The sequence below is a fragment of the Streptomyces sp. NPDC005202 genome, assembly GCF_040608235.1.
GTDB lineage: Bacteria > Actinomycetota > Actinomycetes > Streptomycetales > Streptomycetaceae > Streptomyces.
In genome coordinates, this window is record NZ_JBEXHW010000006.1 from 47,018 (window position 1) to 68,396 (window position 21,379).

The 21,379-nt window shown below is 71.9% G+C and carries 21 protein-coding genes and 1 pseudogene; 6 read left to right on the forward strand and 16 right to left on the reverse strand.

Translation table 11 applies throughout. The features are described from left to right. Window positions 1-12 precede the first annotated feature (12 nt). The 8 genes from ABZV31_RS12860 to ABZV31_RS12895 all read right to left on the reverse strand — a co-directional run bounded on the left by ABZV31_RS12860 (window position 13) and on the right by ABZV31_RS12895 (window position 6,716). Window positions 13-777 (reverse strand): zf-HC2 domain-containing protein, encoded by a 765-nt coding sequence (locus tag ABZV31_RS12860; RefSeq protein ID WP_355892003.1) that lies wholly within the window; start codon window positions 775-777, stop codon window positions 13-15. After that, window positions 767-1,354: an RNA polymerase sigma factor gene (locus ABZV31_RS12865; RefSeq protein WP_355892006.1), complete on the reverse strand. Its 588-nt coding sequence runs from the start codon at window positions 1,352-1,354 to the stop codon at window positions 767-769. The genes ABZV31_RS12860 and ABZV31_RS12865 overlap by 11 nt, the downstream gene beginning before the upstream one ends. A 234-nt stretch (window positions 1,355-1,588) precedes the next feature. Next, window positions 1,589-2,134 carry an arginine repressor gene (locus ABZV31_RS12870; protein ID WP_355892009.1) on the reverse strand — a complete coding sequence of 182 codons (546 nt, stop codon included), beginning with the start codon at window positions 2,132-2,134 and terminating at the stop codon, window positions 1,589-1,591. Window positions 2,135-2,141: 7 nt separating this feature from the next. Next, a complete protein-coding gene (locus ABZV31_RS12875) occupies window positions 2,142-3,350 on the reverse strand; it encodes an acetylornithine transaminase (RefSeq protein ID WP_355892012.1) in 1,209 nt (402 codons plus the stop codon). Next, window positions 3,347-4,264 (reverse strand): acetylglutamate kinase, encoded by a 918-nt coding sequence (gene argB / locus ABZV31_RS12880; protein WP_355892015.1) that lies wholly within the window; start codon window positions 4,262-4,264, stop codon window positions 3,347-3,349. Before argB ends, ABZV31_RS12875 begins: the two co-directional genes overlap by 4 nt. Further along, window positions 4,261-5,412 carry a bifunctional glutamate N-acetyltransferase/amino-acid acetyltransferase ArgJ gene (gene argJ / locus ABZV31_RS12885; protein ID WP_355892018.1) on the reverse strand — a complete coding sequence of 384 codons (1,152 nt, stop codon included), beginning with the start codon at window positions 5,410-5,412 and terminating at the stop codon, window positions 4,261-4,263. Before argJ ends, argB begins: the two co-directional genes overlap by 4 nt. Continuing rightward, window positions 5,409-6,437 (reverse strand): N-acetyl-gamma-glutamyl-phosphate reductase, encoded by a 1,029-nt coding sequence (gene argC / locus ABZV31_RS12890; protein ID WP_355892021.1) that lies wholly within the window; start codon window positions 6,435-6,437, stop codon window positions 5,409-5,411. Before argC ends, argJ begins: the two co-directional genes overlap by 4 nt. A 123-nt stretch (window positions 6,438-6,560) precedes the next feature. Next, window positions 6,561-6,716, reverse strand: coding sequence for a hypothetical protein (locus ABZV31_RS12895; protein ID WP_355892024.1), 156 nt, complete (start codon window positions 6,714-6,716; stop codon window positions 6,561-6,563). Between the two features lie 209 nt (window positions 6,717-6,925). On the opposite strand from ABZV31_RS12895, the gene ABZV31_RS12900 reads away from it, so the two are divergent. Continuing rightward, complete coding sequence (locus ABZV31_RS12900; RefSeq protein ID WP_355892027.1) at window positions 6,926-7,405, forward strand: DUF6314 family protein; 480 nt, start codon at window positions 6,926-6,928, stop codon at window positions 7,403-7,405. Here ABZV31_RS12900 and ABZV31_RS12905 read toward each other — a convergent pair. Then, window positions 7,387-7,979, reverse strand: a pseudogene (locus tag ABZV31_RS12905) (histidine phosphatase family protein). The gene ABZV31_RS12900 and the pseudogene ABZV31_RS12905 overlap by 19 nt on opposite strands. Window positions 7,980-8,224: 245 nt before the next feature. On the opposite strand from ABZV31_RS12905, the gene ABZV31_RS12910 reads away from it, so the two are divergent. Then, complete coding sequence (locus ABZV31_RS12910; protein ID WP_355892030.1) at window positions 8,225-8,386, forward strand: DUF6461 domain-containing protein; 162 nt, start codon at window positions 8,225-8,227, stop codon at window positions 8,384-8,386. Here the strand turns inward: ABZV31_RS12910 and ABZV31_RS12915 are convergent. Further along, window positions 8,383-9,822 carry a PLP-dependent aminotransferase family protein gene (locus ABZV31_RS12915; RefSeq protein ID WP_355892032.1) on the reverse strand — a complete coding sequence of 480 codons (1,440 nt, stop codon included), beginning with the start codon at window positions 9,820-9,822 and terminating at the stop codon, window positions 8,383-8,385. The two genes, ABZV31_RS12910 and ABZV31_RS12915, sit on opposite strands and share 4 nt — an antisense overlap. Here ABZV31_RS12915 and ABZV31_RS12920 point away from each other — a divergent pair. Further along, window positions 9,821-10,774 (forward strand): DMT family transporter, encoded by a 954-nt coding sequence (locus tag ABZV31_RS12920; RefSeq protein ID WP_355892035.1) that lies wholly within the window; start codon window positions 9,821-9,823, stop codon window positions 10,772-10,774. The genes ABZV31_RS12915 and ABZV31_RS12920 overlap by 2 nt on opposite strands. Before the next feature lie 94 nt (window positions 10,775-10,868). Then, window positions 10,869-11,081 carry a DUF1918 domain-containing protein gene (locus tag ABZV31_RS12925; protein WP_355892038.1) on the forward strand — a complete coding sequence of 71 codons (213 nt, stop codon included), beginning with the start codon at window positions 10,869-10,871 and terminating at the stop codon, window positions 11,079-11,081. Between the two features lies 1 nt (window position 11,082). Here the strand turns inward: ABZV31_RS12925 and ABZV31_RS12930 are convergent, their stop codons facing one another. Beyond that, a complete protein-coding gene (locus ABZV31_RS12930) occupies window positions 11,083-12,306 on the reverse strand; it encodes a family 10 glycosylhydrolase (protein ID WP_355892041.1) in 1,224 nt (407 codons plus the stop codon). Between the two features lie 166 nt (window positions 12,307-12,472). Between ABZV31_RS12930 and ABZV31_RS12935 the strand changes: the two genes are divergently transcribed. Together ABZV31_RS12935 and ABZV31_RS12940 are read left to right on the forward strand one after the other, a co-directional pair. Beyond that, window positions 12,473-13,333 carry a 3-hydroxybutyryl-CoA dehydrogenase gene (locus tag ABZV31_RS12935; protein ID WP_355892044.1) on the forward strand — a complete coding sequence of 287 codons (861 nt, stop codon included), beginning with the start codon at window positions 12,473-12,475 and terminating at the stop codon, window positions 13,331-13,333. Between the two features lie 193 nt (window positions 13,334-13,526). Beyond that, on the forward strand, window positions 13,527-13,784 hold the full coding sequence (locus ABZV31_RS12940) for a hypothetical protein (protein WP_355892046.1): 258 nt from the start codon (window positions 13,527-13,529) through the stop codon (window positions 13,782-13,784). 22 nt (window positions 13,785-13,806) lie between these two features. On the opposite strand, the gene ABZV31_RS12945 is transcribed toward ABZV31_RS12940, so the two are convergent. The 5 genes from ABZV31_RS12945 to pheS form a co-directional block, all read right to left on the reverse strand. Continuing rightward, window positions 13,807-14,352 (reverse strand): NUDIX hydrolase, encoded by a 546-nt coding sequence (locus ABZV31_RS12945; RefSeq protein ID WP_355892049.1) that lies wholly within the window; start codon window positions 14,350-14,352, stop codon window positions 13,807-13,809. A 165-nt stretch (window positions 14,353-14,517) separates the two neighbouring features. Further along, window positions 14,518-15,858: a transcriptional regulator gene (locus tag ABZV31_RS12950; RefSeq protein ID WP_355892051.1), complete on the reverse strand. Its 1,341-nt coding sequence runs from the start codon at window positions 15,856-15,858 to the stop codon at window positions 14,518-14,520. Between the two features lie 273 nt (window positions 15,859-16,131). Beyond that, a complete protein-coding gene (locus ABZV31_RS12955) occupies window positions 16,132-17,238 on the reverse strand; it encodes a PP2C family protein-serine/threonine phosphatase (protein ID WP_355892054.1) in 1,107 nt (368 codons plus the stop codon). Between the two features lie 387 nt (window positions 17,239-17,625). Further along, complete coding sequence (gene pheT / locus ABZV31_RS12960) at window positions 17,626-20,139, reverse strand: phenylalanine--tRNA ligase subunit beta (RefSeq protein ID WP_355892057.1); 2,514 nt, start codon at window positions 20,137-20,139, stop codon at window positions 17,626-17,628. After that, window positions 20,139-21,260, reverse strand: coding sequence for a phenylalanine--tRNA ligase subunit alpha (gene pheS / locus ABZV31_RS12965; RefSeq protein ID WP_355892060.1), 1,122 nt, complete (start codon window positions 21,258-21,260; stop codon window positions 20,139-20,141). The genes pheT and pheS overlap by 1 nt, the downstream gene beginning before the upstream one ends. Between the last annotated feature and the right edge of the window lie 119 nt (window positions 21,261-21,379).

Consider the following 21,379-nt stretch of genomic DNA (forward strand, 5'->3'; position numbering starts at 1 on the left):
GGGGTGCGGGGTTCATGCCTGCCGATCGGTCCGGAAGTGGGCCGTGGCGAGGACGGTGCCGTCGGACGAGGTCAGGCTGGCGCCGGAGAGCGCCGAGGGGTTGACGGGTGCCGGCGCGCCCCAGTCACCGCGTCCCTCGTGCAGGGCAAAGCTGCCGACGCGGACGGTGCTGCCGTCCGAGCGCTCCAGGAGGCAGGACACCTTGCCGCTGTACGGGGTGCCGGAAGCGGCGAGGTCGACGGACGCGTAGATCCATCCGGGGTCCCCGGGGTGGGCGTAGATCTCGCCCGCAGGCTGCCCGTGGCCCCTGGCCGAGGTCAGCTCTCCGACCAACAGGCCCGTTGCGGCCTCCACGGCAGGGGAGGTCGAGGCCGTGACGTTCTCGATGGCGGTGCCGATCGCCCAGCCGCCGAACCCGACGGCGAGTCCGAGCGCGGCCACGACGGACGCGGCCCGCAGCCGGGCACTGCGGGCGCGGCTGCGGAAGCCCTTGTGCGCGAGGCCCGGCCCACCGGCGTACAGGCGCCTCTCGTGCGCCATCGCTTCCTGGCCCAGGCTGCGCGCCACCCGGCTCTCGAACCCGACCGGCGGCTCGCTGCACGGCAGCAGGCCGATCAGCCTGTCGCCGGCGAACGTCAGATGCTCGACGTACTCCCGGCAGTCCGCGCACCGGTCCAGATGCGCGACCGCCTCGGCCCGCTCCCGGCCGGGCAGCACGCCCAGCGCCAGCTCGGCGCCGATCTCCCGCAGCTTCTCGCAGGTCACGTCACTGGACATGGTCGCCTCGCTTCGGAGACGCAAGTGTGTTGCGCATCTTTCCCATCGCGGTCCTGATCCGCGTCTTGGCGGTACCCAGCGGGATCTTCTCCCAGTCGGCGATCTGCTGGGCCGTCATACCGTAGATGCCCGCCATCACCAGAGCACGGCCCTGTTCCCTCGGCAGCTGCGCCACGGCGGCCCGCAGCCGGGACGAGGCCTCGTCCGCCAGCGCCCACTGCTCGGGGGTCTCGCTGACGACATCGAGGAGCGCGTCGAGGTCTTCGGGCGCCACCGGCTCCATCCGCCGCGCACGGACGGCGTCGATGGCGAGATTGTGCGCGATGGTCGTCAGCCAGGTCGTCACCGAACCGCGGCGCGAGTCGTAGATCTGCGCATGACGCCACGCACGCTCGAACGTCTGCTGGGCAATGTCCTCGGCGAGCTGCGGATCCCCGGTGACGGCGATGGCGACACCGAAGACCCTGTGCTGGAACCTCCGTACGAAGGTGACGGCGAGTTCCGGATCACCGGTGGCCAGCCCGGACAGCAGAGCTTCGTCCGGGAGGCGGCCCACCGGGAACCGGTACCTCTGCACACCTCTATATACGGTCCGCCCACGCCAGGGGATTGCCCGACCTTTGCGGAAGACCACATTCCCATTCTCCGCCGGTTTCCCCGCCCGATCCATCCGCAGGACCACCGGTTCGCACCGGGCTCAGGTGATGGGAGAAGTGTGTGCCCGCCGCCTGCGGCGATGGAGGACTCGTCCGCGACAGCGGCAGATCACCACGACGGCCGGCTCGGCCTCTCACGGCCGCCCGCGGCTGCGTCAGTGGCCGTTCTGCGCCAACCGCAGCAGATGATCCGCCAGTGCCTGCCCCCCGGTCGGATCCCGGCTGATCAGCAGCAACGTGTCGTCACCGGCGATCGTCCCGAGGATGTCGTGCAGCTCGGCCTGGTCGATCGCAGAGGCCAGGAACTGCGCGGCCCCCGGCGGGGTCCGCAGGACCACGAGGTTGGCGGAGGCCTCCGCGGAGATCAGCAGCTCCTGCGCCAGCCGCCGCATCCGCTCTTCCTTGACCGACTCCCCCAGCGGGGCCCGCGGTGTGCGGAAACCGCCCTCGCTCGGCACCGCGTAGATGAGGTCGCCGTCGGTATTGCGGATCTTCACCGCGTTCAGCTCGTCCAGGTCCCGCGAGAGCGTCGCCTGCGTGACGCTCAGCCCGTCGTCGGCGAGGAGCTTCGCCAACTGGCTCTGCGAGCGCACCGGTTGCCGGTTGAGGATGTCCACGATCCGGCGGTGCCGTGCGGTGCGGGTCTGCGGCACGGCGGGCCCGGAGGCCCCCGCCTGCCCGTGGTCCTGCGCCTGACTCATCGTCGTCTCATTCTCCGGATCGTCCGTCCCCGTTGGCCACGTCCAGGATGCCGGGCAGCGCCCCGAGGAAGGCGTCCACCGCGTCGTCGCCGAGGTTGAGTGGCGGCATGAGCCGTACGACGTCGGCGGCGGGCGCGTTCACAAGGAAACCGGCGTCCTGAGCCGCCTGCTGCGCCTGTGGCGCGAGCGGCTCGGTGAGCACGATACCCAGGAGCAGGCCAGCACCCCGGACATGGGCGATCAACGGATGGCCGAGTGACTCGATTCCGTCGCGCAGCTTCTCGCCCTGCCGCTTGACGTTCTCCAGCAGCCCCTCGTTCGCGATGGTGTCGAGGACGGCGAGTCCGGCGGCGCAGGCGACCGGGTTACCGCCGAAGGTGGTGCCGTGCTGGCCGGGCCGGAGCAGCTCGGCGGCCCGCCCGAAGGCGACGGTGGCGCCGAGCGGCAGCCCGCCGCCGAGGCCCTTGGCGAGGGTGACGACGTCCGGCAGGACACCCTCGTGGGCCTGGTACTCGAACCAGTGCCCGGTCCGGCCGACTCCGGTCTGCACCTCGTCGAGGACCAGCAGCGAGCCGGTGGCCGCGGTGATCGCCCGCGCCGCCTTCAGATAGCCGGCCGGGGGCACCACGACCCCGTTCTCGCCCTGGATCGGCTCGATGACCACCAGGGCCGTCTCCTCGGTGACCGCGGCGGCCAGCGCCTGCGCGTCGCCGTACGGCACGTGGGTGACGTCGCCGGGCAGCGGCAGGAACGGCTCCTGCTTGCCGGGCTGGCCGGTGAGCGCGAGGGCGCCCATCGTGCGGCCGTGGAAGCCGCCCTGGGTGGCCACCATGTGCGTCCGGCCGGTGAGGCGTCCGATCTTGAAGGCGCCCTCGTTGGCCTCGGCACCCGAGTTGCAGAAGTAGACCTTGCCGTCCCGGCCGAAGAGCTGCAGCAGCCGTTCGGCGAGGGCGACGGGCGGTTCGGCGATGAACAGGTTGGAGACGTGGCCGAGGGAGGCGATCTGCCGGCTCACGGCCTCGACGACCGCCGGGTGGGCGTGGCCGAGCGCGTTCACCGCGATGCCGCCGACGAAGTCGAGGTACTCCTTGCCGTCGGCGTCCCACAGCCTGGTGCCCTCGCCGCGCACGAGAGGCAGCCGCGGAGTGCCGTAGTTGTTCATGAGCGCGCCCTGCCACCGCTTGGTGAGCTCGGCGTTCGTCGCGGTGCCGGTCATGCGGGGTCCCCCTGATCGGATTCGTCGGGCACGACCATCGTGCCGATGCCCTCGTCGGTGAAGATCTCCAGCAGGATGGAGTGCTGGACCCGGCCGTCGATGACGCGGGCGGTGTTGACGCCGTTGCGCACGGCGTGCAGGCAGCCCTCCATCTTGGGCACCATGCCGGAGGACAGCTCCGGCAGCAGCTTCTCCAGTTGGGAAGCGGTGAGGCGGCTGATCACCTCGTCGGAGTTCGGCCAGTCCTCGTAGAGGCCCTCGACGTCCGTGAGGACCATGAGGGTTTCGGCGCCCAGTGCCGCAGCGAGTGCCGCAGCCGCCGTATCAGCATTGACGTTGTAGACATGTCCGTCGTCCTGACTGCGGGCGATGGAGGAGACGACCGGGATGCGGCCGTCGGCGAGCAGGGCCTTGATCGCGCCCGTGTCGATCTCGGTGATCTCGCCCACCCGCCCGATGTCGACCAACTCGCCGTCGATTTCTGGCGTGTGCTTGGTGGCCGTGATGGTGTGCGCGTCCTCGCCGGTGAGGCCGACGGCGAGCGGCCCGTGCTGGTTGAGCAGCCCGACCAGCTCCCGCTGCACGTGCCCGGCCAGCACCATCCGTACGACGTCCATGGCGTCCTCGGTGGTGACGCGCAGGCCCGCCTTGAACTCGCTGACGATGCCGTGCTTGTCGAGGGCGGCGCTGATCTGCGGGCCGCCGCCGTGCACGACGACCGGCTTGAGGCCGGCGTGCCGCAGGAAGACGACGTCCTGGGCGAAGGCGGCCTTCAGCTCCTCGTTCACCATGGCGTTGCCGCCGAACTTGATGACGACGATTTTGCCGTGGTGGCGGGTCAGCCAGGGCAGCGCCTCGATGAGGATCTGCGCCTTGGGCAGGGCGGTGTGTTTACGAGTGGTTCCCGTGCTCATGAGGAGTAGGCGCTGTTCTCGTGGACGTAGTCGGCGGTGAGGTCGTTGGTCCAGATGGTGGCGGTCTCGGCGCCGGCGGCGAGGTCGGCGACGATGTGCACCTCGCGGTAGCGCATGTCGACCAGCTCGCGGTCCTCGCCGACGGAGCCGTTCTTGCACACCCAGACGCCGTTGATGGCGACGTTGAGCTGGTCGGGCTCGAAGGCGGCCTGCGTGGTGCCGATCGCCGACAGGACGCGGCCCCAGTTGGGGTCCTCGCCGTGGATCGCGCACTTGAGGAGGTTGTTGCGGGCGATGGAGCGGCCCACCTCGACGGCGTCCTCCTCGGTCGCGGCGTTGATCACCTCGACCTTGATGTCCTTGCTGGCGCCCTCGGCGTCGCCGATCAGCTGCCGGCCGAGGTCGGCGCAGACCTGCCGTACGGCCTCGGCGAACTCGTCGTACTCCGGGGTGATTCCGGAGGCGCCCGAGGCGAGCAGCAGCACGGTGTCGTTGGTGGACATGCAGCCGTCGGAGTCGACGCGGTCGAAGGTGACCCTGGTGGCGGCGCGCAGCGCCTTGTCCAGCACGTCGCTGTCGAGGTCGGCGTCGGTGGTGAGGACGACGAGCATGGTGGCGAGGCCCGGGGCGAGCATGCCGGCGCCCTTGGCCATGCCGCCGACGGTCCAGCCGTCCTTGGTCACGACCGACGTCTTGTGGACGGTGTCGGTGGTCTTGATGGCAATGGCGGCCTTCTCGCCGCCGTGCTCCGACAGGGCCTTGGCCGCCGTCTCGACTCCGGGGAGCAGTTTGTCCATGGGAAGGAGCACGCCGATCAGGCCGGTGGAGCAGACGGCGACGTCCGCCGCGCCCAGGCCGAGCACGTCGGCGACCTTCTCGGCGGTCGCGTGGGTGTCCTGGAAGCCCTTGGGCCCCGTACAGGCGTTGGCGCCGCCGGAGTTGAGGACGACCGCGGAGAGCCGGCCGCTCTTGAGGACCTGCTCGGACCACAGGACGGGGGCGGCCTTCACACGGTTGGAGGTGAAGACGCCGGCGGCGGCGCGGCGGGGCCCGTTGTTGACCACGAGGGCCAGGTCCGGGTTGCCGTTCTCCTTGATTCCGGCGGCGATGCCCGCCGCCGTGAATCCCTTGGCTGCCGTGACGCTCACGGTGCGACTCCGATCGTGGAAAGTCCGGTGGTCTCGTCGAGTCCGAGGGCGATGTTCATGCTCTGCACGGCACCGCCCGCGGTGCCCTTGGTCAGGTTGTCGATGGCGCTGATCGCGATGATGCGCTGCGCGGCCTCGTCGTGTGCGACCTGGATCTGAACGGCGTTGGAACCGTGGACGGACGCGGTGGCGGGCCACTGCCCCTCGGGCAGGAGGTGGACGAAGGGCTCGTCGGCGAAGGCCTTCTCGTAGGCGGCGCGGAGCAAGTCGCCGGTGACGCCGGGCTTCGCCTTGGCGCTGCAGGTGGCGAGGATGCCGCGGGGCATGGGGGCGAGGGTCGGTGTGAAGGACACCGAGACCCGCTCCCCCGCCGCCGCGCTGAGGTTCTGGATCATCTCGGGGGTGTGCCGGTGGACGCCGCCGACGCCGTATGGGGACATCGACCCCATGACCTCGCTGCCCAGCAGGTGCGGCTTGGGCGTCTTGCCGGCGCCGGAGGTGCCGGAGGCGGCGACGATCACGGCCTCGTGCTCGGCGAGCCCGGCCGTGTACGCCGGGAACAGCGCGAGGGAGACGGCGGTCGGGTAGCAACCGGGCACCGCGATGCGCTTGGACCCCTCCAGCGCAGCGCGGGCACCCGGCAGTTCGGGGAGGCCGTAGGGCCAGGTCCCGGCGTGCGGGGAGCCGTAGAACTTCTCCCAGTCGGCCGCGTCCTTGAGCCGGAAGTCGGCGCCCATGTCGATGACGAGGACGTCCGGGCCGAGCTGCTCGGCGACGGCGGCGGACTCGCCGTGCGGCAGGGCTAGGAAGACGACGTCGTGCCCGGCGAGCGCCTCGGGGGTGGTGTCCTCCAGGACGCGGTCGGCGAGGGGCAGCAGATGCGGCTGCAGCGTGCCGAGCCGCCGGCCCGCGTTGGAGCTGCCGGTCAGCGCGCCGATCTCGGCCTCGGGGTGTGCCAGGAGCAGACGCAGCACTTCCCCGCCCGCGTATCCACTCGCTCCGGCGACCGCCACACGTACAGCCATGAACCCTCCTCGTCAACGGCATGACTATACGTATCGCTGCACGTTTATGCAATCCTGAGATCGATATACGGAGGTCCCGGCGGCCGGAGCGCGCGTACGGCACCGGGTCCTGAGCGTGCTGCTTCAGTCGGCGATCATCCGGTTGCCGAACCAGGCGGTGCGCTCGGTGCTGCGCTCCCGCTGTCGCCGCACGACGTACCGGCCGGGTTCGATGCCCGTGCCGCCGTGCTTCACATGCAGGTCGTAGTCGTGCCAGGCGGTGTCACCGGCTGAGACCATGGTGCTCTCGGCGGCGGTGTCCGTCTGGACGTACGTTCGAGATATCGGACATTGGGGAGCACGTCGAACGGCAAGACAGGGAGGGGGCAGGGGCACGTCAATGGGTCGCGCGACAACCGGCGTGACGGAGAGCGGGGTACGGCATGGGAGAGGATCGGGGCCGTCATGGGTGAAGACCGGGGCCGCCATGGGTGAAGATCGGAGCCGCCATGGGTGAGTTCTGGCCAGTGAGCGATGTGCTGACCTACCTGGCCGGAAGCTGGCGAGTCGAGCGGACGGTGCGGGATCTCGCCAGCGGCGACGAGGGGCTCTTCACCGGCACGACGGTCTTCAGCGCGCTTCAGGAAGGCGGTCTGCTGCACCACGAGACCGGCACGTTCGTCTGGCAGGGCACTCCCCGCCCCGCCGAGCGCACGCTGCGCTTCCTGCCGGGCAGCCCGCCGGGGACGGCGGACGTGCGGTTCGCGGACGGGCGCCCCTTCCACGACCTGGACCTGACGTCGGGGCGGCATCTCGCCGACCACCCGTGCGCGGCGGACCTCTACCGGGGCGAGTTCACCGTGCGGGACGCGGACCACTGGCGGACGGTGTGGCGCGTGGCAGGTCCGGCCAAGGACCTCGTACTCACGACGGACTATGCGCGGGTGGACCGAGCCGAGACCCCGTCGGGTTACGTGCGCGAGGGCTGAGCCGACGCCCCGTCCAGGCGGAGGTTCCAGCGGCCGGCCCGGCCCGTGACGGTGGTCGTCGACAGGGGGCGGACGTCGATGTTCCAGTACGTCGAGGGCGGCGCCTTCAGGGCGTAGACCAGGCGGCGCGGATCACGGAGGGTTCGGCCACGGCGACAGCACGCCCGCCGTCGTCCACGGGGCGGGTGTCCAGCCAGCCGCCGACCCGGGAGATGAAGGCCAGCAGCGACTCACCGCCGTGCGGCGTGGCGCGCGGGTCGGCCAGCCAGGCGTCCACGGCCTCCGGCTCGCGGGCCATCGCCTCGCCGAGCGTGAGCCCGCGCCAGCGGCCCATGTCACAGTCGCGCAGGGCGAGCTGGGCGAGCGGGGCGTAGCCGAGGGCGTTGCCGGTGGCGCGGCTGCGCGGGGTCGGTGAGCAGTAGCGCAGCTCGGCGGCCGCCAGCGGGAGCAGCTCATGGGCGACACGCTGCACCTCGTCCCAGCCGGCCTGGTCCAGCGGCCGGTCGTCCTCGAAGCGCTCGGCGAGCAGCGGGCTGCTGCGCGCCGCGGCGACGAACGTGACCCGAAGTGCCATGCGGCGATCGTGAGCCGAGAAAGTGGGCAGGTCAAGGGGTGTTACCTCGGAGTTACCCAGGGTGTGCGGAACCTTACTCGAAGGTCAGCAGCGGCCGGACAAGTCACTCGAAACGAGCGCCATCCACTGCTCGGGCCTCTCCAGCGGCCGGAAGCCGAGCTTCTCGTAGACGCCGTGCGCGTCGTGCGTGGCGAGCAGGATCCACCCAGCGGGACGGCAGCCGTCCGGACGACCTGGTGCCGGTGATGCGGGAGGCGGGCTTCGACCTGAGCGAGGGCGCCGACCGGGAGTTCCAGCAGCACACGTGCGCCGCGTTCGCGCTCGCCGAGCGTGTGACCGGGGTCCGCCTGACGCCGCGGCTGCTCGACTCCCTGGAGTTCGTGTGCGGACTCGTGCCGATGCGTTAGAGCACCTCGTCGCAGGCCGTCCGCAGCCGCCGTACGCCTTCCGTGATCTCGGCCGTCCCGCCGACCGCGGCGAAGCTCAACCGCACGTGGGCGGCCGGGGGTTCGGCGCTGAAGTACGGGCGCCCGGGGGTGATCGCGACGCCCGCGCGCAGGGCGGCGGCGGTCAGGGCGGACTCGTCCGCGCCGTCGGGCAGGCGCAGCCACAGGTGGTAGCCGCCGGACGGGATGTGCGGCAGGGCGAGTTCCGGGAGGTCCCGCCGCAGCGCGGTCGTCATCACGTCGCGGCGCGTCTTCAACTCGGCCGACAGCGCCCGCAGATGGCGTGGCCAGGCGGGGGAACCGACGAGTTCGACAGCCGCCTCCTGGAGCGGCCGCGGGACGAAGAAGGTGTCGACGACCTGGATGGCGCGCAGCCGTTCCAGCACGGGGCCACGGGCGGCCAGCGCGCTCACCCGGAAACTGGGCGAGGTGGCCTTGGTCAGCGAGCCGACGTGGACGACGACGCCGTCCGCGTCGTCGGCGGCCAGCGGGGGCGGCAGCGGTCCGGCGTCCTCGTGCACGAGCCGTCGTACGAAGTCGTCCTCGACGACGAAGGCGCCGGCCTCGCGTGCGATCCGCAGCACCGCCGCGCGCCGGTCAGGAGCGAGCACGGCACCGGTCGGGTTCTGGAACAGTGGCTGGCAGACGAAGACACGGGCGCCGGTCGCCCGGAACGCGTCGGCCAGCAGCGCCGGTTTCACCCCGTCGGCATCCACGGGTACGGGCACGGGCCGCAGCCCGGAGGCACGGGCGATGGCCAGCATGCCCGGGTACGTGGGCGACTCGACCAGCACCGGAGCGCCGGGCGGGGCGAGGGCGCGCAGCGCGGTGGTCAGCGCGGACTGGCCGCCGGCGGTGATCAGGACCCCGGCGGTGACCGCACCGCCCGGACCGCCGATGCTCCGCGCGAACCACTCGCGCAGCTCCTGCAGTCCGTCCAGCGGCGGGCGTCCCCAGGCACCGGGGCGGCGGCCCGCGCGGGACAGCGCCGCGGCCATGGCCCGCTCGGGCTGCAGCGACGGATGCAGATAGCCGCCGTTGAACTCGATCACGCCGGGCTGGGGGGCGGCGAGCGAGACCGTGACACCGGAGGCGTCCACCGTGCGCGGCACGAGGTCCAAGGCGCCGTCCGCGCTGAGCGCGAGCTCCTGCCAGGAGGTGTCGCCGGCGGGCGCGGCCGTCGCCCGCGGCTGCGCGCGGAAGGCACCGGCACCGGGCCGGGTGACCACCAGTCCCTCGGCGGCCAGCTGCGCCAGAGCACGCGAGACGGTCACCGGGCTCACCCGGAAGCGCTCGACGAGGGCTCGACTCGACGGGAGCTTTCCACCCGGTGAGTAGCGGTCGAGCTCCCGCCGCAGCTGTTTCACCAGTTCACCCACACTGCTACGCTCTTGCATGAGAGCACACAGTAGCGCTACTACTCCGAACCGGATAGCGGTCGGCAGCCCGCCGCTTGGGGCAGGGACCCCCGCAGCCGCCGACGCATCGGCTCGGGCGCGGGCCGGTACCGTCCAGGCCGCCCTCGGCGTCATCGCCTTCTCACTCACCTTCCCGGCCACCGCCTGGGGCCTGGAGGGCTTCGGGCCCTGGGCCCTGGTCGCCGTGCGCAGTGTCCTCGCGGCGGTCATCGCGGGCGGCTGCCTGTTGGCGCTGCGCGTCCCGCCGCCGGCCCGCCGTCACTGGCCGGGCCTCGCGGTCGTCGCCGCCGGAGTGGTCCTCGGCTTCCCCCTCCTCACCACGCTCGCCCTGCAGACCTCCACCACCGCGCACGCCGCCGTCGTCGTCGGCCTGCTCCCCCTCACCACCGCGCTGTCCTCCGCCCTGCGCGTCGGCGCCCGCCCCTCGCGGACCTTCTGGGCGGCGGCGCTGGCGGGTGCGGCCGCCGTGGGTGCCTTCACGGTGCAGCAGAGCGGCGGCGCGCTGACCGCCGCCGACGGCTGCCTCTTCGGCGCGCTGCTGGTCTGCGCCGCGGGCTACACCGAGGGCGGCCGGCTGGCCCGGGAGATGCCCGGCTGGCAGGTCATCGCCTGGGCGCTGGTGTGCTGCCTGCCGGTCACCGTGCCCGTCGCCGCGCTCACGCTGTCGTACGAGCCCGTCCGTCCGACCGTCCACAGCGTGACCGGGCTGCTCTGGGTCGCGGCGGGCTCGCAGTTCCTCGGTCTGGTCGTCTGGTACCGGGGCATGGCGGCCGTCGGCATCCCGAAGGCCAGCCAGTTGCAGTTGGCGCAGCCGCTGCTCACACTGGTGTGGTCGGCGTTGCTGCTCGGCGAGCACCTGACGGTGGCCGCTCCGCTGACCGCCGCCGCCGTGCTCGTCTGCATCGCCGTCACCCAGCGGGCGCGCGGCTGACCGGCGTCCACAACACCGATCCAGATCCGCGCCCGCCGCCGTAGACTCAAGGCCACGGGCCGCTGCTCCCGCACAAGGTGAGGAGGCGCCGCAGATGCACGCATCCGTGGGCGACCAGCTTGTCCAGCACGGCAGGGTGGTCGGCCAACACGATCAGGTCTCGGAAGTCGTCGAAGTCCTGGGCTCGGAGGGCAACCCGCCGTACCGCGTCCGCTTCCAGAACGGGCACGAGGCGGTGATGTGCCCCGGCCCCGACTGCCAGGTCCGCCACAAGAACAAGAAGCGCCGGAAGAACAAGAAACAGTAGATCAGCGCGGGGGGTTCGCCGGCTGCCGATAGTGGTCGGCGACCACCCGCGCCATCGCCCCGGCCGGGTCCGCCGCGACGTCCTTCGCGGCGAAGAAGACGTGTCCGCGCACTTCCGGGTACTTCTCGGCCAGGGTGAGGTGGCGGGACAGCTCGGCCGGGTCCTGCCAGGCCGCGCCCTGCGCCGGGGCGCCCGCCTTGTACAGCGCCTCCCCCACGTACAGCTTCGTACGGCTGGCCCGCGCCACCTCCGCCCACCAGGGCACCAGCGTGGCGTAGTCGGCGGCCGCGAGGCCGATGTTCCAGTACAGCTGTGGGACGATGTAGTCGATCCAGCCCTCGCGGACCCACATGCGCGTGTCCGTGTACAGGTCGTCGTACGTCTCCACGCCCGCCTGTGTGTCGGAGCCGCGCGAGTCGGTCGAGGCGTTGCGCCACACCCCGAAGGGGCTGATCCCGAACTGCGTGCCGGGCCGGATTCTCGCGATGCGGGCGGCCGTCTCGCGGACCAGCTTGTCGATGTTGTCCCGCCGCCAGGCGGCCCGGGTCGCAAAGCCGCCGCCGGGGCGGTCGTAGGCCGCGTCGTCGTCGAAGGACTGGCCCGCCACCGGGTACGGGTAGAAGTAGTCGTCGAAGTGGACGCCGTCCACGGCGTACTTCTGCACCGCGTCGAGCATCGCCTCCTGCACGAAGGCCCGGACCTCGGGCAGGCCCGGGTTGTAGTACAGCTTCCCGCCGTACCCCACCACCCAGTCGGGGTGCTTGCGGGCCGGGTGGGAGGCGACGAGCCGGGTCGGGTCGGCGTGGATGGCGACACGGTACGGGTTGAACCAGGCGTGCAGCTCCAGGCCGCGGGCGTGCGCCTCCTCGACGGCCGTGCCGAGCGGGTCCCAGCCCGGGTCCCTGCCCTGCGTGCCGGTGAGGTACTGCGACCACGGCTCGTACGGCGAGGGCCACAGCGCGTCGGCCGTCGGCCGGACCTGGAAGATCACCGTGTTGAGCCGGCGGCGCACCGCCTCGTCGAGCAGGGCGGTCAGTTCGTCGCGCTGCCGGGCCGCGGTCAGCCCCGTGCCTGAGGGCCAGTCGCGGTTCGCCACGGTCGCCAGCCACATCCCGCGCATCTCGGTGGTCGCGCGCAGGCGCTGCGGCGCGGCAGCCGCACCCCGCGTCGTCGCCAGGGCCGACAGCGTGGCGACCGCGAACGCCCGTCGTGACATCCGGCCCATCCGGGCACCCCAATACGCCGTGGATCCGCCCTGTCACGGATCGTGTACCGGCACAGCATGCCCGACCCGGGCGATCGATCATCGTTACCGCGGGGGTAACGTGCACGATCGGAGCAGGTACCGAACCACGGCCGCCTGCCAGCCGTAGATCAGCGAAGGGGACGATGTGACCGACATCGAACGCGTCGGAGTGGTGGGCTGCGGCCAGATGGGTGCGGGCATCGCCGAGGTGTGCGCCCGTGCCGGCCTGGACGTCAGGGTCGCCGAGACCACCGGCGAAGCCCTGGAGATCGGCCGTACCCGGCTGTTCAACTCCCTGGCCAAGGCGGCCGAGCGCGGCAAGATCACCGAGGAGGAGCGGGAGGCGACGCAGGCGCGGCTGAGCTTCACCACCGACCTCGGCGAGTTCGCGGACCGCGACCTGGTGATCGAGGCCGTGGTCGAGAACGAGCAGGTCAAGACGGAGATCTTCCAGGTCCTCGACCAGGTGGTGACCCAACCGGACGCGATCCTGGCCTCCAACACCTCCTCGATCCCGCTGGTGAAGCTGGCGGTCGCCACCGCGCGGCCCGACCAGGTCATCGGCATCCACTTCTTCAACCCGGCCCCGGTGCAGAGGCTGGTCGAGCTGATCCCGGCCCTCACTACCTCCGAGGGCACGCTGAGCCGCGCGCAGCTGTTCACCGAGAAGGTGCTCGGCAAGCACGCGATCCGCGCCCAGGACCGCTCCGGCTTCGTGGTCAACGCCCTGCTGATCCCCTACCTGCTCTCGGCGATCCGGATGTTCGAGTCGGGCATCGCCAGCCGCGAGGACATCGACAACGGCATGGAGCTGGGCTGCGCCCACCCGATGGGCCCGCTGAAGCTGTCCGACCTGATCGGTCTGGACACGGTCGCCTCGGTGGCGCAGAGCATGTACGACGAGTACAAGGAGCCGCTCTACGCCGCTCCCCCGCTGCTCCAGCGCATGGTGGACGCCGGCCGACTGGGCCGGAAGACCGGCTCGGGCTTCTACACCTACTCCTGACTACGCGCCGTAGAACCCCTGGCTCACGCAGGCCCGGCACCGTCGAAGGGTGCCGGGCCCGCGTCATCCACACACCGTGTGCGCGCCGGACCCGCATATGCCTCACGCACACTCTCCCCACGTGTCCACGAGGCGAGTTGACTCATCATGCGCATGCAAGGGGCGTGAGACGAATACGGAAAGGAGCGGACACGTGACCGCCGATCCCGAGCATCCCGTCCTCCACGGAGAACTCGCAGAGTTACGCCGCCGCCTCGACGCGGCCCACGCGCGCGTCGAGGGCGGGCTGGCGCTGCTCAGCCATCGCACCGAGGAGACGGCCAAGGAACTGGACGAACTGCACACCCGGCTCATCACGCTGGAACACCTCCGCTGGCCACTGCCGGCCATCGCGGCCCTCACGGCCGTCGGCGCACTCGTCGTGGCGGTCTGGCAGGCCCTGGGCCGCTAGCGACGAGAACGCGGTGGGGGGATCAGGGCAAGGCGTCCTGCCCGAGCCTGAGGTGATGCAGGAGCAGTAACGCGGCCGCCATGTTGGCGGCCGGGACCTCACCACGGGCGACCATGTCGGGAACGAGCTTGAGGGAGACCCATTCCCGGCGGTCGGACTCGAAGTCGTCCACGGGGTGTCCGACGTACTCGCCCTCGTCCGACCAGTAGATGTGGTGCCGGGCGTCGGTGAGGCCGTTGGACGGCTCCACGCTCATGAGGTGGTGCAGGGGCCCCGGCCGCCAGCCGGTCTCCTCCTCGAGCTCCCGGGCGGCCGCCCGGGCGATGTCCTCGCCGTCCTCGACGACGCCCGCCGCGAGCTCCCACCCCCAGCTGTCGGTGATGAAGCGGTGGCGCCACAGGAGGAGGACTTCGTTGGCCTCGTTCACCACCGTGGCCACGGCGACGGGCCGCAGCCGTATCAGGAAGTGGTCGAGGTGCCGGCCGTCCGGCAGCTCGACATCTGCGAGATTGACGCTGAACCAGCGGTTTGCATACACAGTTTGTTCGTTCCGTTTCGTCCACTGCACGGTTCTGCCACCTTCCGCCGAGTAAGTGGCAAATATCGCAGCCGGAGCGGTCCGACAGCAGGCACACAGTGAGCCGCTCACAGCACAGCGGTAGGCGCAGTGGGCCGCGCAGGGGTGCGCGCGGTCCTCAGCGGAACCGGGACGTGCGGTTCCGCCGGCCGGTCGTCACAGCGGTACGCGCAGTGCCCCGTCGATGAGTTCGGCCGCCTCGGCCGTGCCCGCGCAGCCGTTGCGCACCAGGTGCTCGCGCACCGCACGCAGTCTGTCCCGCAGTCGCTGGGACTCCATCCCGCGGGCCTGTTCGGCCATCTGCACCGCGGTGGCCACCGCCTTGTCGGCGTTGCCCTGGCGCAGCTCGATCGTGCTGAGCATGGCCAGCCGGTGCACCCGGCCCCGGTCGTGGGCGGGGTTGTCGACGGCGGCCGCGGCGTGCTCCTCGGCGGCCGCCAGCTCGCCGAGACTGAGCAGCGCCTCCGCCACCTGGACGTTGACCAGGCCCGGTTGGACATAGCCGGTCTCGTCGGGTTCGTATCCGCGCCGGATGCGTTCGGCAGCCTGCTCGGCACGCCGGATGCAGGACAGGGCGCTCGTGCCGTCGCCGAGGTGGGCGTACGCCTTGGCCTGCATCGCGTACAGGTCGGAGGCGAGTGCGGGGGTGATGTGCTGGCCGGCGGCGCGCAGGGCGGACTCGGCGAAGGCGACGGCCTGGCGGTACTCCTTCATGAACAGCGACTGGTTGACCAGCAGGGCGATCACGTACGCCCCAAGTCCCGTGTCCCCGCTGGCCTTGGCGAGTCTGAGGGCCTGGTGGAAGTAGCGCTGGGCGAGGCCGTGCGCGTCGGAGTCGTACGCGCAGATGCCCGCGACCGCCACCAACCCGCCCGTGGCCCGGTGGAGTTGGCGGCCGGTGGCATCCGTGTAGCTGCCACGCAGCAGCGGGGCGGCTTCGGCGTTGAGGAAGCCCACGATGCGGCTGCGGGTCGCGATACCACCGGCCTTTCTGTACATCTGCTCGTAGTGGGTGCGGGCGGCGCGCAGCATCTCTATGTCGGCCGGGGTGACCCGGTGCCGGCCGCCGCGGGAGACGTCCACGTCCTCGGGCGGGTTCTCCCACTCCCACACCGGCATGACGGCGGGCGTGCCGGTGACGGCGGGTGCCCCGAGGATGTGCGGGCGCTGCTGCTCGTCGCAGCGCCACAGAGCGGTGGCCCGTTCGACGAAGCCGGACAGCGTCGTGCCGTGCGGGACGGACGGCTCACCGGGCACGCCGAGGCCGATGTCGTCGAGCGTGACGGGCCGGTGCAGCCGGGCGGCGAGCACCTCGCAGATCAGGTCGGGCACCTGTCCGCGCGGCCGCTGACCCTTCAACCACCGGGCGACGGCGGTGTGTTCGTACCGGAGCGTGAGCCCGCGTGCCCGCCCCGCCTGGTTGACATGCGCGGCAAGGCCGGCGTGCGAGATCCCGGCCTCGTCCAGGATCGCGTCGAGCAGAGTGTTGGGCTGCATGAAGGCCCCCCGGTGGCTCGGTGCGGACAGCGTAGTGCGTTCGGCTTCACACGGGGTGTGAACGGAATGCGCGAATCCGCGCTGTGCGCGCGCTGTTGCGGAGAGTTTCCAGCCGGTTGACTGAAATGCCTCGTCAAGAGGCCGGCCGGGCCGCCGGCTCCCCCTCGTACAGTGCGGCGGCCCGCTTCCGCGCCGTCCGCCCAGCTGCCTGCCCGACACTCCGTGGCGGGGCGGGCGGCGCCGCCGGCCACGGCGGTGGCCAAGAGCTCGGGGCTACCAGTGGTTCGTCGGCTGCGGGTCCGTGGGGGCAGGTCGCGCAGTTCCCCGCGCCCCTGTGGAGCCGGCGCACGGTGAGAGGCTCCGGTCGTTGCGGAGTACGAGGACCGCTACGTCGTCGGTGGGCCGTCCTCCGGCGTGCCGTAGGAGCCGGGTGAGAACGGCACGGAGCACTGCCTGCGGGGAGAGGCGGTGGTCCCGGGTTGCCTCGGTCAGCACCACCCTCAGGGGAAAGAACCGGCCGCGGGCGTCCCGTGCGTCCTCCACCCCGTCCGTGTACAGGACCAGCGCCTCCCCGGGCAGCAGGCGGCCCACGTCTGCGACGGGCAGGTCGGCCGGCAGTGGGAACGGGCCCAGCGGGGGCAGACAGTCGGCGTGGGTCAGGGGCGCGACACCGTGGGTGTTCAGCAGGTACGGCCAGGGATGACCGCAGTTGAGGGCGTGCACCTCTCCGTCGGCGCCGATCTCCAGCAGCAGGACGGTGACGAACTCCTCGGCGACCGGGCTGTCCGGATCCAGGCCGGTCGAGGGGTGCTCGGCGCGTGCCCGCTCGCGCAGATGACGGGCCAGGGCGCGGTCCAGCCGCCGCAGCACACCGGCGAGTTCGGCCTCGTCGTGCACGGCCTCACGGAAGCTGCCGAGCACGGCGGCTACGGTCCCGATGGCGGCGAGCCCGTGCCCGCGGACGTCCCCCATCACCACCCGTACACCGTGCTCGGTGGCGATCACCTCGTACAGGTCGCCGCCGACGGCGGCCCCGCGGTCCGCGGACAGTTGGGCGGCCGCGAGGCTCAGCCCGTCGACGCGCGGCGGCAGCCGGCGCAGCAGCACGCTCTGTGCGGCGCCCGCGACCGCGCGGGCCTGCCTCAGCTCGCGCAGCAGCGCCCGCCGGACGTGGAGGACGAGCCCGGTGCCCACGGCGAAGAAGACGGCGCTGGTGACGATCCGCGCCCCCTGCTGCGCGAGCGGACAGGCCAGCTTGTACGTGGTCGCCACGGCGCCCCAGACCGCGGGCGGCCCCAGGGCGAGGGCACGGCGCGGCGGCGGCCGCCGGCCGGGGCTCCTGCGCAGGGTGCGGTCGGAGCGGCGGGCGCCCGGCCGCACCCACGCAGGAAGTTCTCTCCGGGCGGGTGCCAGTGAGTCCCTCCGGGACCACGCCCTGCGCGCGGCCCCAGCCTTGATGCGGATCATGCCCATGGCCCCCCATACAGGCCCTGACAGCGCAGACCGGCCCCGAAAGGCCGGTCCGATTCTGTCGACCGCATGCCCCGATCGGGACGGATCGCCCGAGTTCTCACCCGAATGAGTGAGGGATCTTGGGACACCCTGCATTTATGCAGGTCACGCCCGGGAGACGCGCCTCTGAAAGGGCGCGTCTCCCGGGCGTGACGACATACGGCTCCGCCGCGGGCGAGGGCGCGACCGGCCACGGACAGACCGCGCCGACGAACGACCCGCAGTCCCCCCCTCTTCGATCGGCGGCGATGGCGGCTAGCTCCGCAGCACCGCCCCCGTACGCTCCGCGGCCAGCGCCACCGCCGCGTCACGGGCCGCGGAGGCCTCGTCCACGGTCAGCGTGCGGTCGGGCGCGCGGAAGCGCAGCGCGTACGCCAGCGACTTGCGGCCCTCGCCCAGCTGCTCGGCGTTCTCGTAGACGTCGAACAGCCGGATGGACTCCAGCAGTTCACCGGCGCCCTCGCGCAGCGCGGCCTCGACGTCCGCGGCCGGGACCGGCTTGTCGACGACGAGAGCGACATCCTGCGTGGCGACCGGGAAGGTGGAGATCCGGGGCGCCTGCGGGGTGTCGTCGCCGACCTGCTCCAGGGCGTCCAGGTTCAGCTCCATCGCGCAGGTGCGCTCGGGCAGGCCCAGCGCCTTCAGCACGCGCGGGTGCAGCTCGCCCGCGTGGCCCACGACCTGCTCGGTGCCGTCCACGACGACCACGAGCTCGGCGCAGCGGCCCGGGTGCCACGGCCCGTACTGGCCCTTGCGGACGATCAGTTCGGCCCCGGCCTCACGGGCGACGGTGCGCGCCGCCTCGACGGCGTCGGCCCAGTCGGCCGGGCGGCCCTTGCCCCACCAGCCGGCCTGTTCGCGGGCCCCGGCGAGGACGGCGGCCACGTGCCGCGGCTGCTCGGGCAGCGCGGCGTTCAGATCCGCGATCTCCTCGTCGGTGGGACGCCGGTCGACGGGCAGCCGGGCGGCGACGCGCTGCTCCTCGCGCGGGTGGAAGACCAGGCCGGTCTCGAACAGCGCGAGGTCGTGGCTGCCGCGACCGTCGTTGCGGCGCAGCGCACCGAGCAGGCCCGGCAGCAGCGTCGTACGGAGCGCGGGCTCCTCGTCGCTGAGCGGATTGACCAGCTTGACGACGCGGCGGGCCGGGTCGTCGGCCTCGAGGCCGAGCTGGTCGAAGACCTGCTCACTGACGAACGGATAGTTCGGCGCCTCGACGTAGCCCGCTCCGGCCAGCGCCCGGCCGACCCGGCGGTGCAGCCGCTGCCGGTGGGTCAGGCCGCGGCCCGAGGGCAGCTTGGGCAGCGTGGAGGGCAGGTTCTCGTAGCCCTCCAGGCGGATGACCTCTTCGGCCAGGTCGTTCGGGTCGGTCAGGTCGGGCCGCCAGGTCGGGACGGTGACGATCAGCTCGTCCTGCCCGTACACGTCGCAGCCGATCTCCTGCAGCCGGCGGACCACGGTCTCGCGGCCGTAGTCGACGCCCGCGACCTTGTCCGGGTGGTTCGCCGGGATGGTGATGGTGCGCGGCGCGGACGGCGCGATGACCTCGGTGACGCCCGCGTCGGCCGTGCCGCCCGCGAGCAGCACGAGCAGGTCGACGGTGCGCTGGGCCGCGGCGGAGGCGGCCTGCGGGTCGACGCCGCGCTCGAAGCGGCGGGAGGCCTCGGAGGACAGCTTGTGGCGGCGGGCCGTGCGCGCGATGGAGACCGGGTCGAAGTGGGCGGCCTCGATGACGACCTCGGTGGTCGCGTTCTCGAGGTCGTCGTGGTCGGCGATCTCGGTGTTGGCGCCGCCCATGACGCCCGCAAGGCCGATCGGACCCCGCTCATCGGTGATCACCAGGTCCTCGGCGTGCAGCGTGCGCGTGACGCCGTCGAGGGTGGTGAGCTGCTCGCCCTCCTCGGCCCGGCGCACGCCGATCGCGCCCTGGACGCGGTTGCGGTCGTAGGCGTGCAGCGGCTGGCCCAGCTCCAGCATCACGTAGTTGGTGATGTCGACGGCGAGCGAGATCGGGCGCATGCCGGCCTTCTGCAGGCGGCGCTGCAGCCAGATCGGGGAGCGCGCCTCGGGGTCGAGACCGGAGACGGTGCGGGCGGTGAAACGGTCGCAGCCGAAGGGGTCGGACACCTTCACCGGGTAGCCGAAGGCGTTCGGGGCCGGTACGTCGAGCAGCGCCGGGTCGCGCAGCGGCAGGCCGTAGGCGATGGCGGTCTCGCGGGCGACGCCGCGCATCGACAGGCAGTAGCCGCGGTCCGGGGTGACGGCGATGTCGAGGACCTCGTCGACCAGCTCCAGCAGCTCGATGGCGTCCTTGCCGACCTCGGTCTCGGGCGGCAGCACGATGATGCCCTTGCTGCCGTCGTCGCCCATGCCCAGCTCGTCGCTGGAGCAGATCATGCCGTGCGAGGTCTTGCCGTAGGTCTTGCGCGCGGAGATCGCGAAGCCGCCGGGCAGCACGGCGCCCGGGAGGACCACGACGACCTTGTCGCCGACGGAGAAGTTGCGGGCGCCGCAGACGATCTCCTGGGGCTCGCCGGTGCCGTTGGCCTGGCCGACGTCGACGGTGCAGAAGCGGATCGGCTTCTTGAAGCCGTCCAGCTCCTCGATGGTCAGCACCTGGCCGACGACCAGCGGCCCCTTGAGGTCGGCGCCGAGCTGCTCGACGGTCTCGACCTCGAGGCCGGCCGAAATGAGCTTGGCCTGGACGTCGCGCCCGGTCTCCGTCGCCGGCAGGTCGACGTACTCCCGCAGCCAAGAAAGCGGGACCCGCATCAGATCTCCATCCCGAACGGCCGGGTGAACCGAACGTCACCCTCGACCATGTCTCGCATGTCTTCGACGTTGTGGCGGAACATCAGCATCCGCTCGATGCCGAACCCGAAGGCGAAGCCGCTGTACTTCTCCGGGTCGACACCGCAGGCGGTGAGCACCCGCGGGTTGACCATGCCGCAGCCGCCGAGCTCGATCCAGCCCTCGGACGAGCAGGTGCGGCAGGGACGGTCGGGGTTGCCGACGGACTCGCCCTTGCAGACGTAGCAGAGCATGTCCATCTCGGCGCTCGGCTCGGTGAACGGGAAGAAGTTCGGCCTGAGCCGGGTCTTCATGCCCTCGCCGAACAGCGACTGGACCATGTGGTCCAGGGTGCCCTTGAGGTCGGCCATGGTCAGGCCCTCGTCGACGGCCAGCAGCTCGACCTGGTGGAAGACGGGCGTGTGGGTGGCGTCCAGCTCGTCGGTGCGGTACACGCGGCCGGGACAGATCACGTACACCGGCAGGTCGCGCTCCAGCAGGGAGCGGATCTGCACGGGCGAGGTGTGGGTGCGCAGCACGACACCGGACTCGCTTCCGCCGTCGGGGCCCTGCACGAAGAAGGTGTCCGCCTCGCCGCGCGCCGGGTGGTCCGGGCCGATGTTCAGCGCGTCGAAGTTGAACCACTCCGCCTCGGCCTGCGGGCCCTCGGCGACCTCGTAGCCCATGGCCACGAAGATGTCCTCGATGCGCTCCGACAGCGTGGTCAGCGGGTGCCGGGCGCCGGCCGGGACGCGGTCGTAGGGCAGGGTGACGTCGACGTCCTCCTCGACCAGCACACGGGCGTCCCGCTCGGCCTCGAGCTCGGCCTGGCGGGCGGCGAGCGCCTTGTTCACGGCGCCGCGGGCCTGGCCCACGCGCTTGCCGGCGTCGGCCTTGGCGTGCGGGGGCAGGGCGCCGATCTCGCGGTTGGCGAGGGCCAGCGGGGAGGCGGGGCCGGTGTGGGCGACCTTGGCCCCGTGGAGCGCGTCGAGGGAGTCCGCGGCGGCGAAGGCGGCGAGCGCCTCGTCCCGCATGCGCTCGATCTCTTCCGGTTTCAACGCCTCGACCTCGACAGGGTCGTACGACTTATTCGGTGCCGACATCTCTTCCCGTGCTTCCGATTGGCTGGCTGACGGTCCCCGTCACCGACTCGTGGACGAATCGTCTCCGTTATTGGGACGCAAAGGTGCCAAAGGCCGAGTCTAACGGGGCTGGGACAAGG

What these genes read in the sequence shown, in the direction of transcription:
- ABZV31_RS12920 (WP_355892035.1), top strand. Translation starts at nt 9,821, where the DNA reads ATGAGAGCACACAGTAGCGCTACTACTCCGAACCGGATAGCGGTCGGC.
- pheT (WP_355892057.1), bottom strand. Translation starts at nt 20,139, where the DNA reads ATGCGGGTCCCGCTTTCTTGGCTGCGGGAGTACGTCGACCTGCCGGCG.
- ABZV31_RS12895 (WP_355892024.1), bottom strand. Translation starts at nt 6,716, where the DNA reads ATGGTCTCAGCCGGTGACACCGCCTGGCACGACTACGACCTGCATGTG.
- ABZV31_RS12925 (WP_355892038.1), top strand. Translation starts at nt 10,869, where the DNA reads ATGCACGCATCCGTGGGCGACCAGCTTGTCCAGCACGGCAGGGTGGTC.
- ABZV31_RS12930 (WP_355892041.1), bottom strand. Translation starts at nt 12,306, where the DNA reads ATGGGCCGGATGTCACGACGGGCGTTCGCGGTCGCCACGCTGTCGGCC.
- ABZV31_RS12915 (WP_355892032.1), bottom strand. Translation starts at nt 9,822, where the DNA reads ATGCAAGAGCGTAGCAGTGTGGGTGAACTGGTGAAACAGCTGCGGCGG.
- ABZV31_RS12950 (WP_355892051.1), bottom strand. Translation starts at nt 15,858, where the DNA reads ATGCAGCCCAACACTCTGCTCGACGCGATCCTGGACGAGGCCGGGATC.
- pheS (WP_355892060.1), bottom strand. Translation starts at nt 21,260, where the DNA reads ATGTCGGCACCGAATAAGTCGTACGACCCTGTCGAGGTCGAGGCGTTG.
- ABZV31_RS12910 (WP_355892030.1), top strand. Translation starts at nt 8,225, where the DNA reads ATGCGGGAGGCGGGCTTCGACCTGAGCGAGGGCGCCGACCGGGAGTTC.
- argC (WP_355892021.1), bottom strand. Translation starts at nt 6,437, where the DNA reads ATGGCTGTACGTGTGGCGGTCGCCGGAGCGAGTGGATACGCGGGCGGG.
- ABZV31_RS12870 (WP_355892009.1), bottom strand. Translation starts at nt 2,134, where the DNA reads ATGAGTCAGGCGCAGGACCACGGGCAGGCGGGGGCCTCCGGGCCCGCC.
- argB (WP_355892015.1), bottom strand. Translation starts at nt 4,264, where the DNA reads ATGAGCACGGGAACCACTCGTAAACACACCGCCCTGCCCAAGGCGCAG.
- ABZV31_RS12900 (WP_355892027.1), top strand. Translation starts at nt 6,926, where the DNA reads ATGGGTGAGTTCTGGCCAGTGAGCGATGTGCTGACCTACCTGGCCGGA.
- ABZV31_RS12860 (WP_355892003.1), bottom strand. Translation starts at nt 777, where the DNA reads ATGTCCAGTGACGTGACCTGCGAGAAGCTGCGGGAGATCGGCGCCGAG.
- ABZV31_RS12875 (WP_355892012.1), bottom strand. Translation starts at nt 3,350, where the DNA reads ATGACCGGCACCGCGACGAACGCCGAGCTCACCAAGCGGTGGCAGGGC.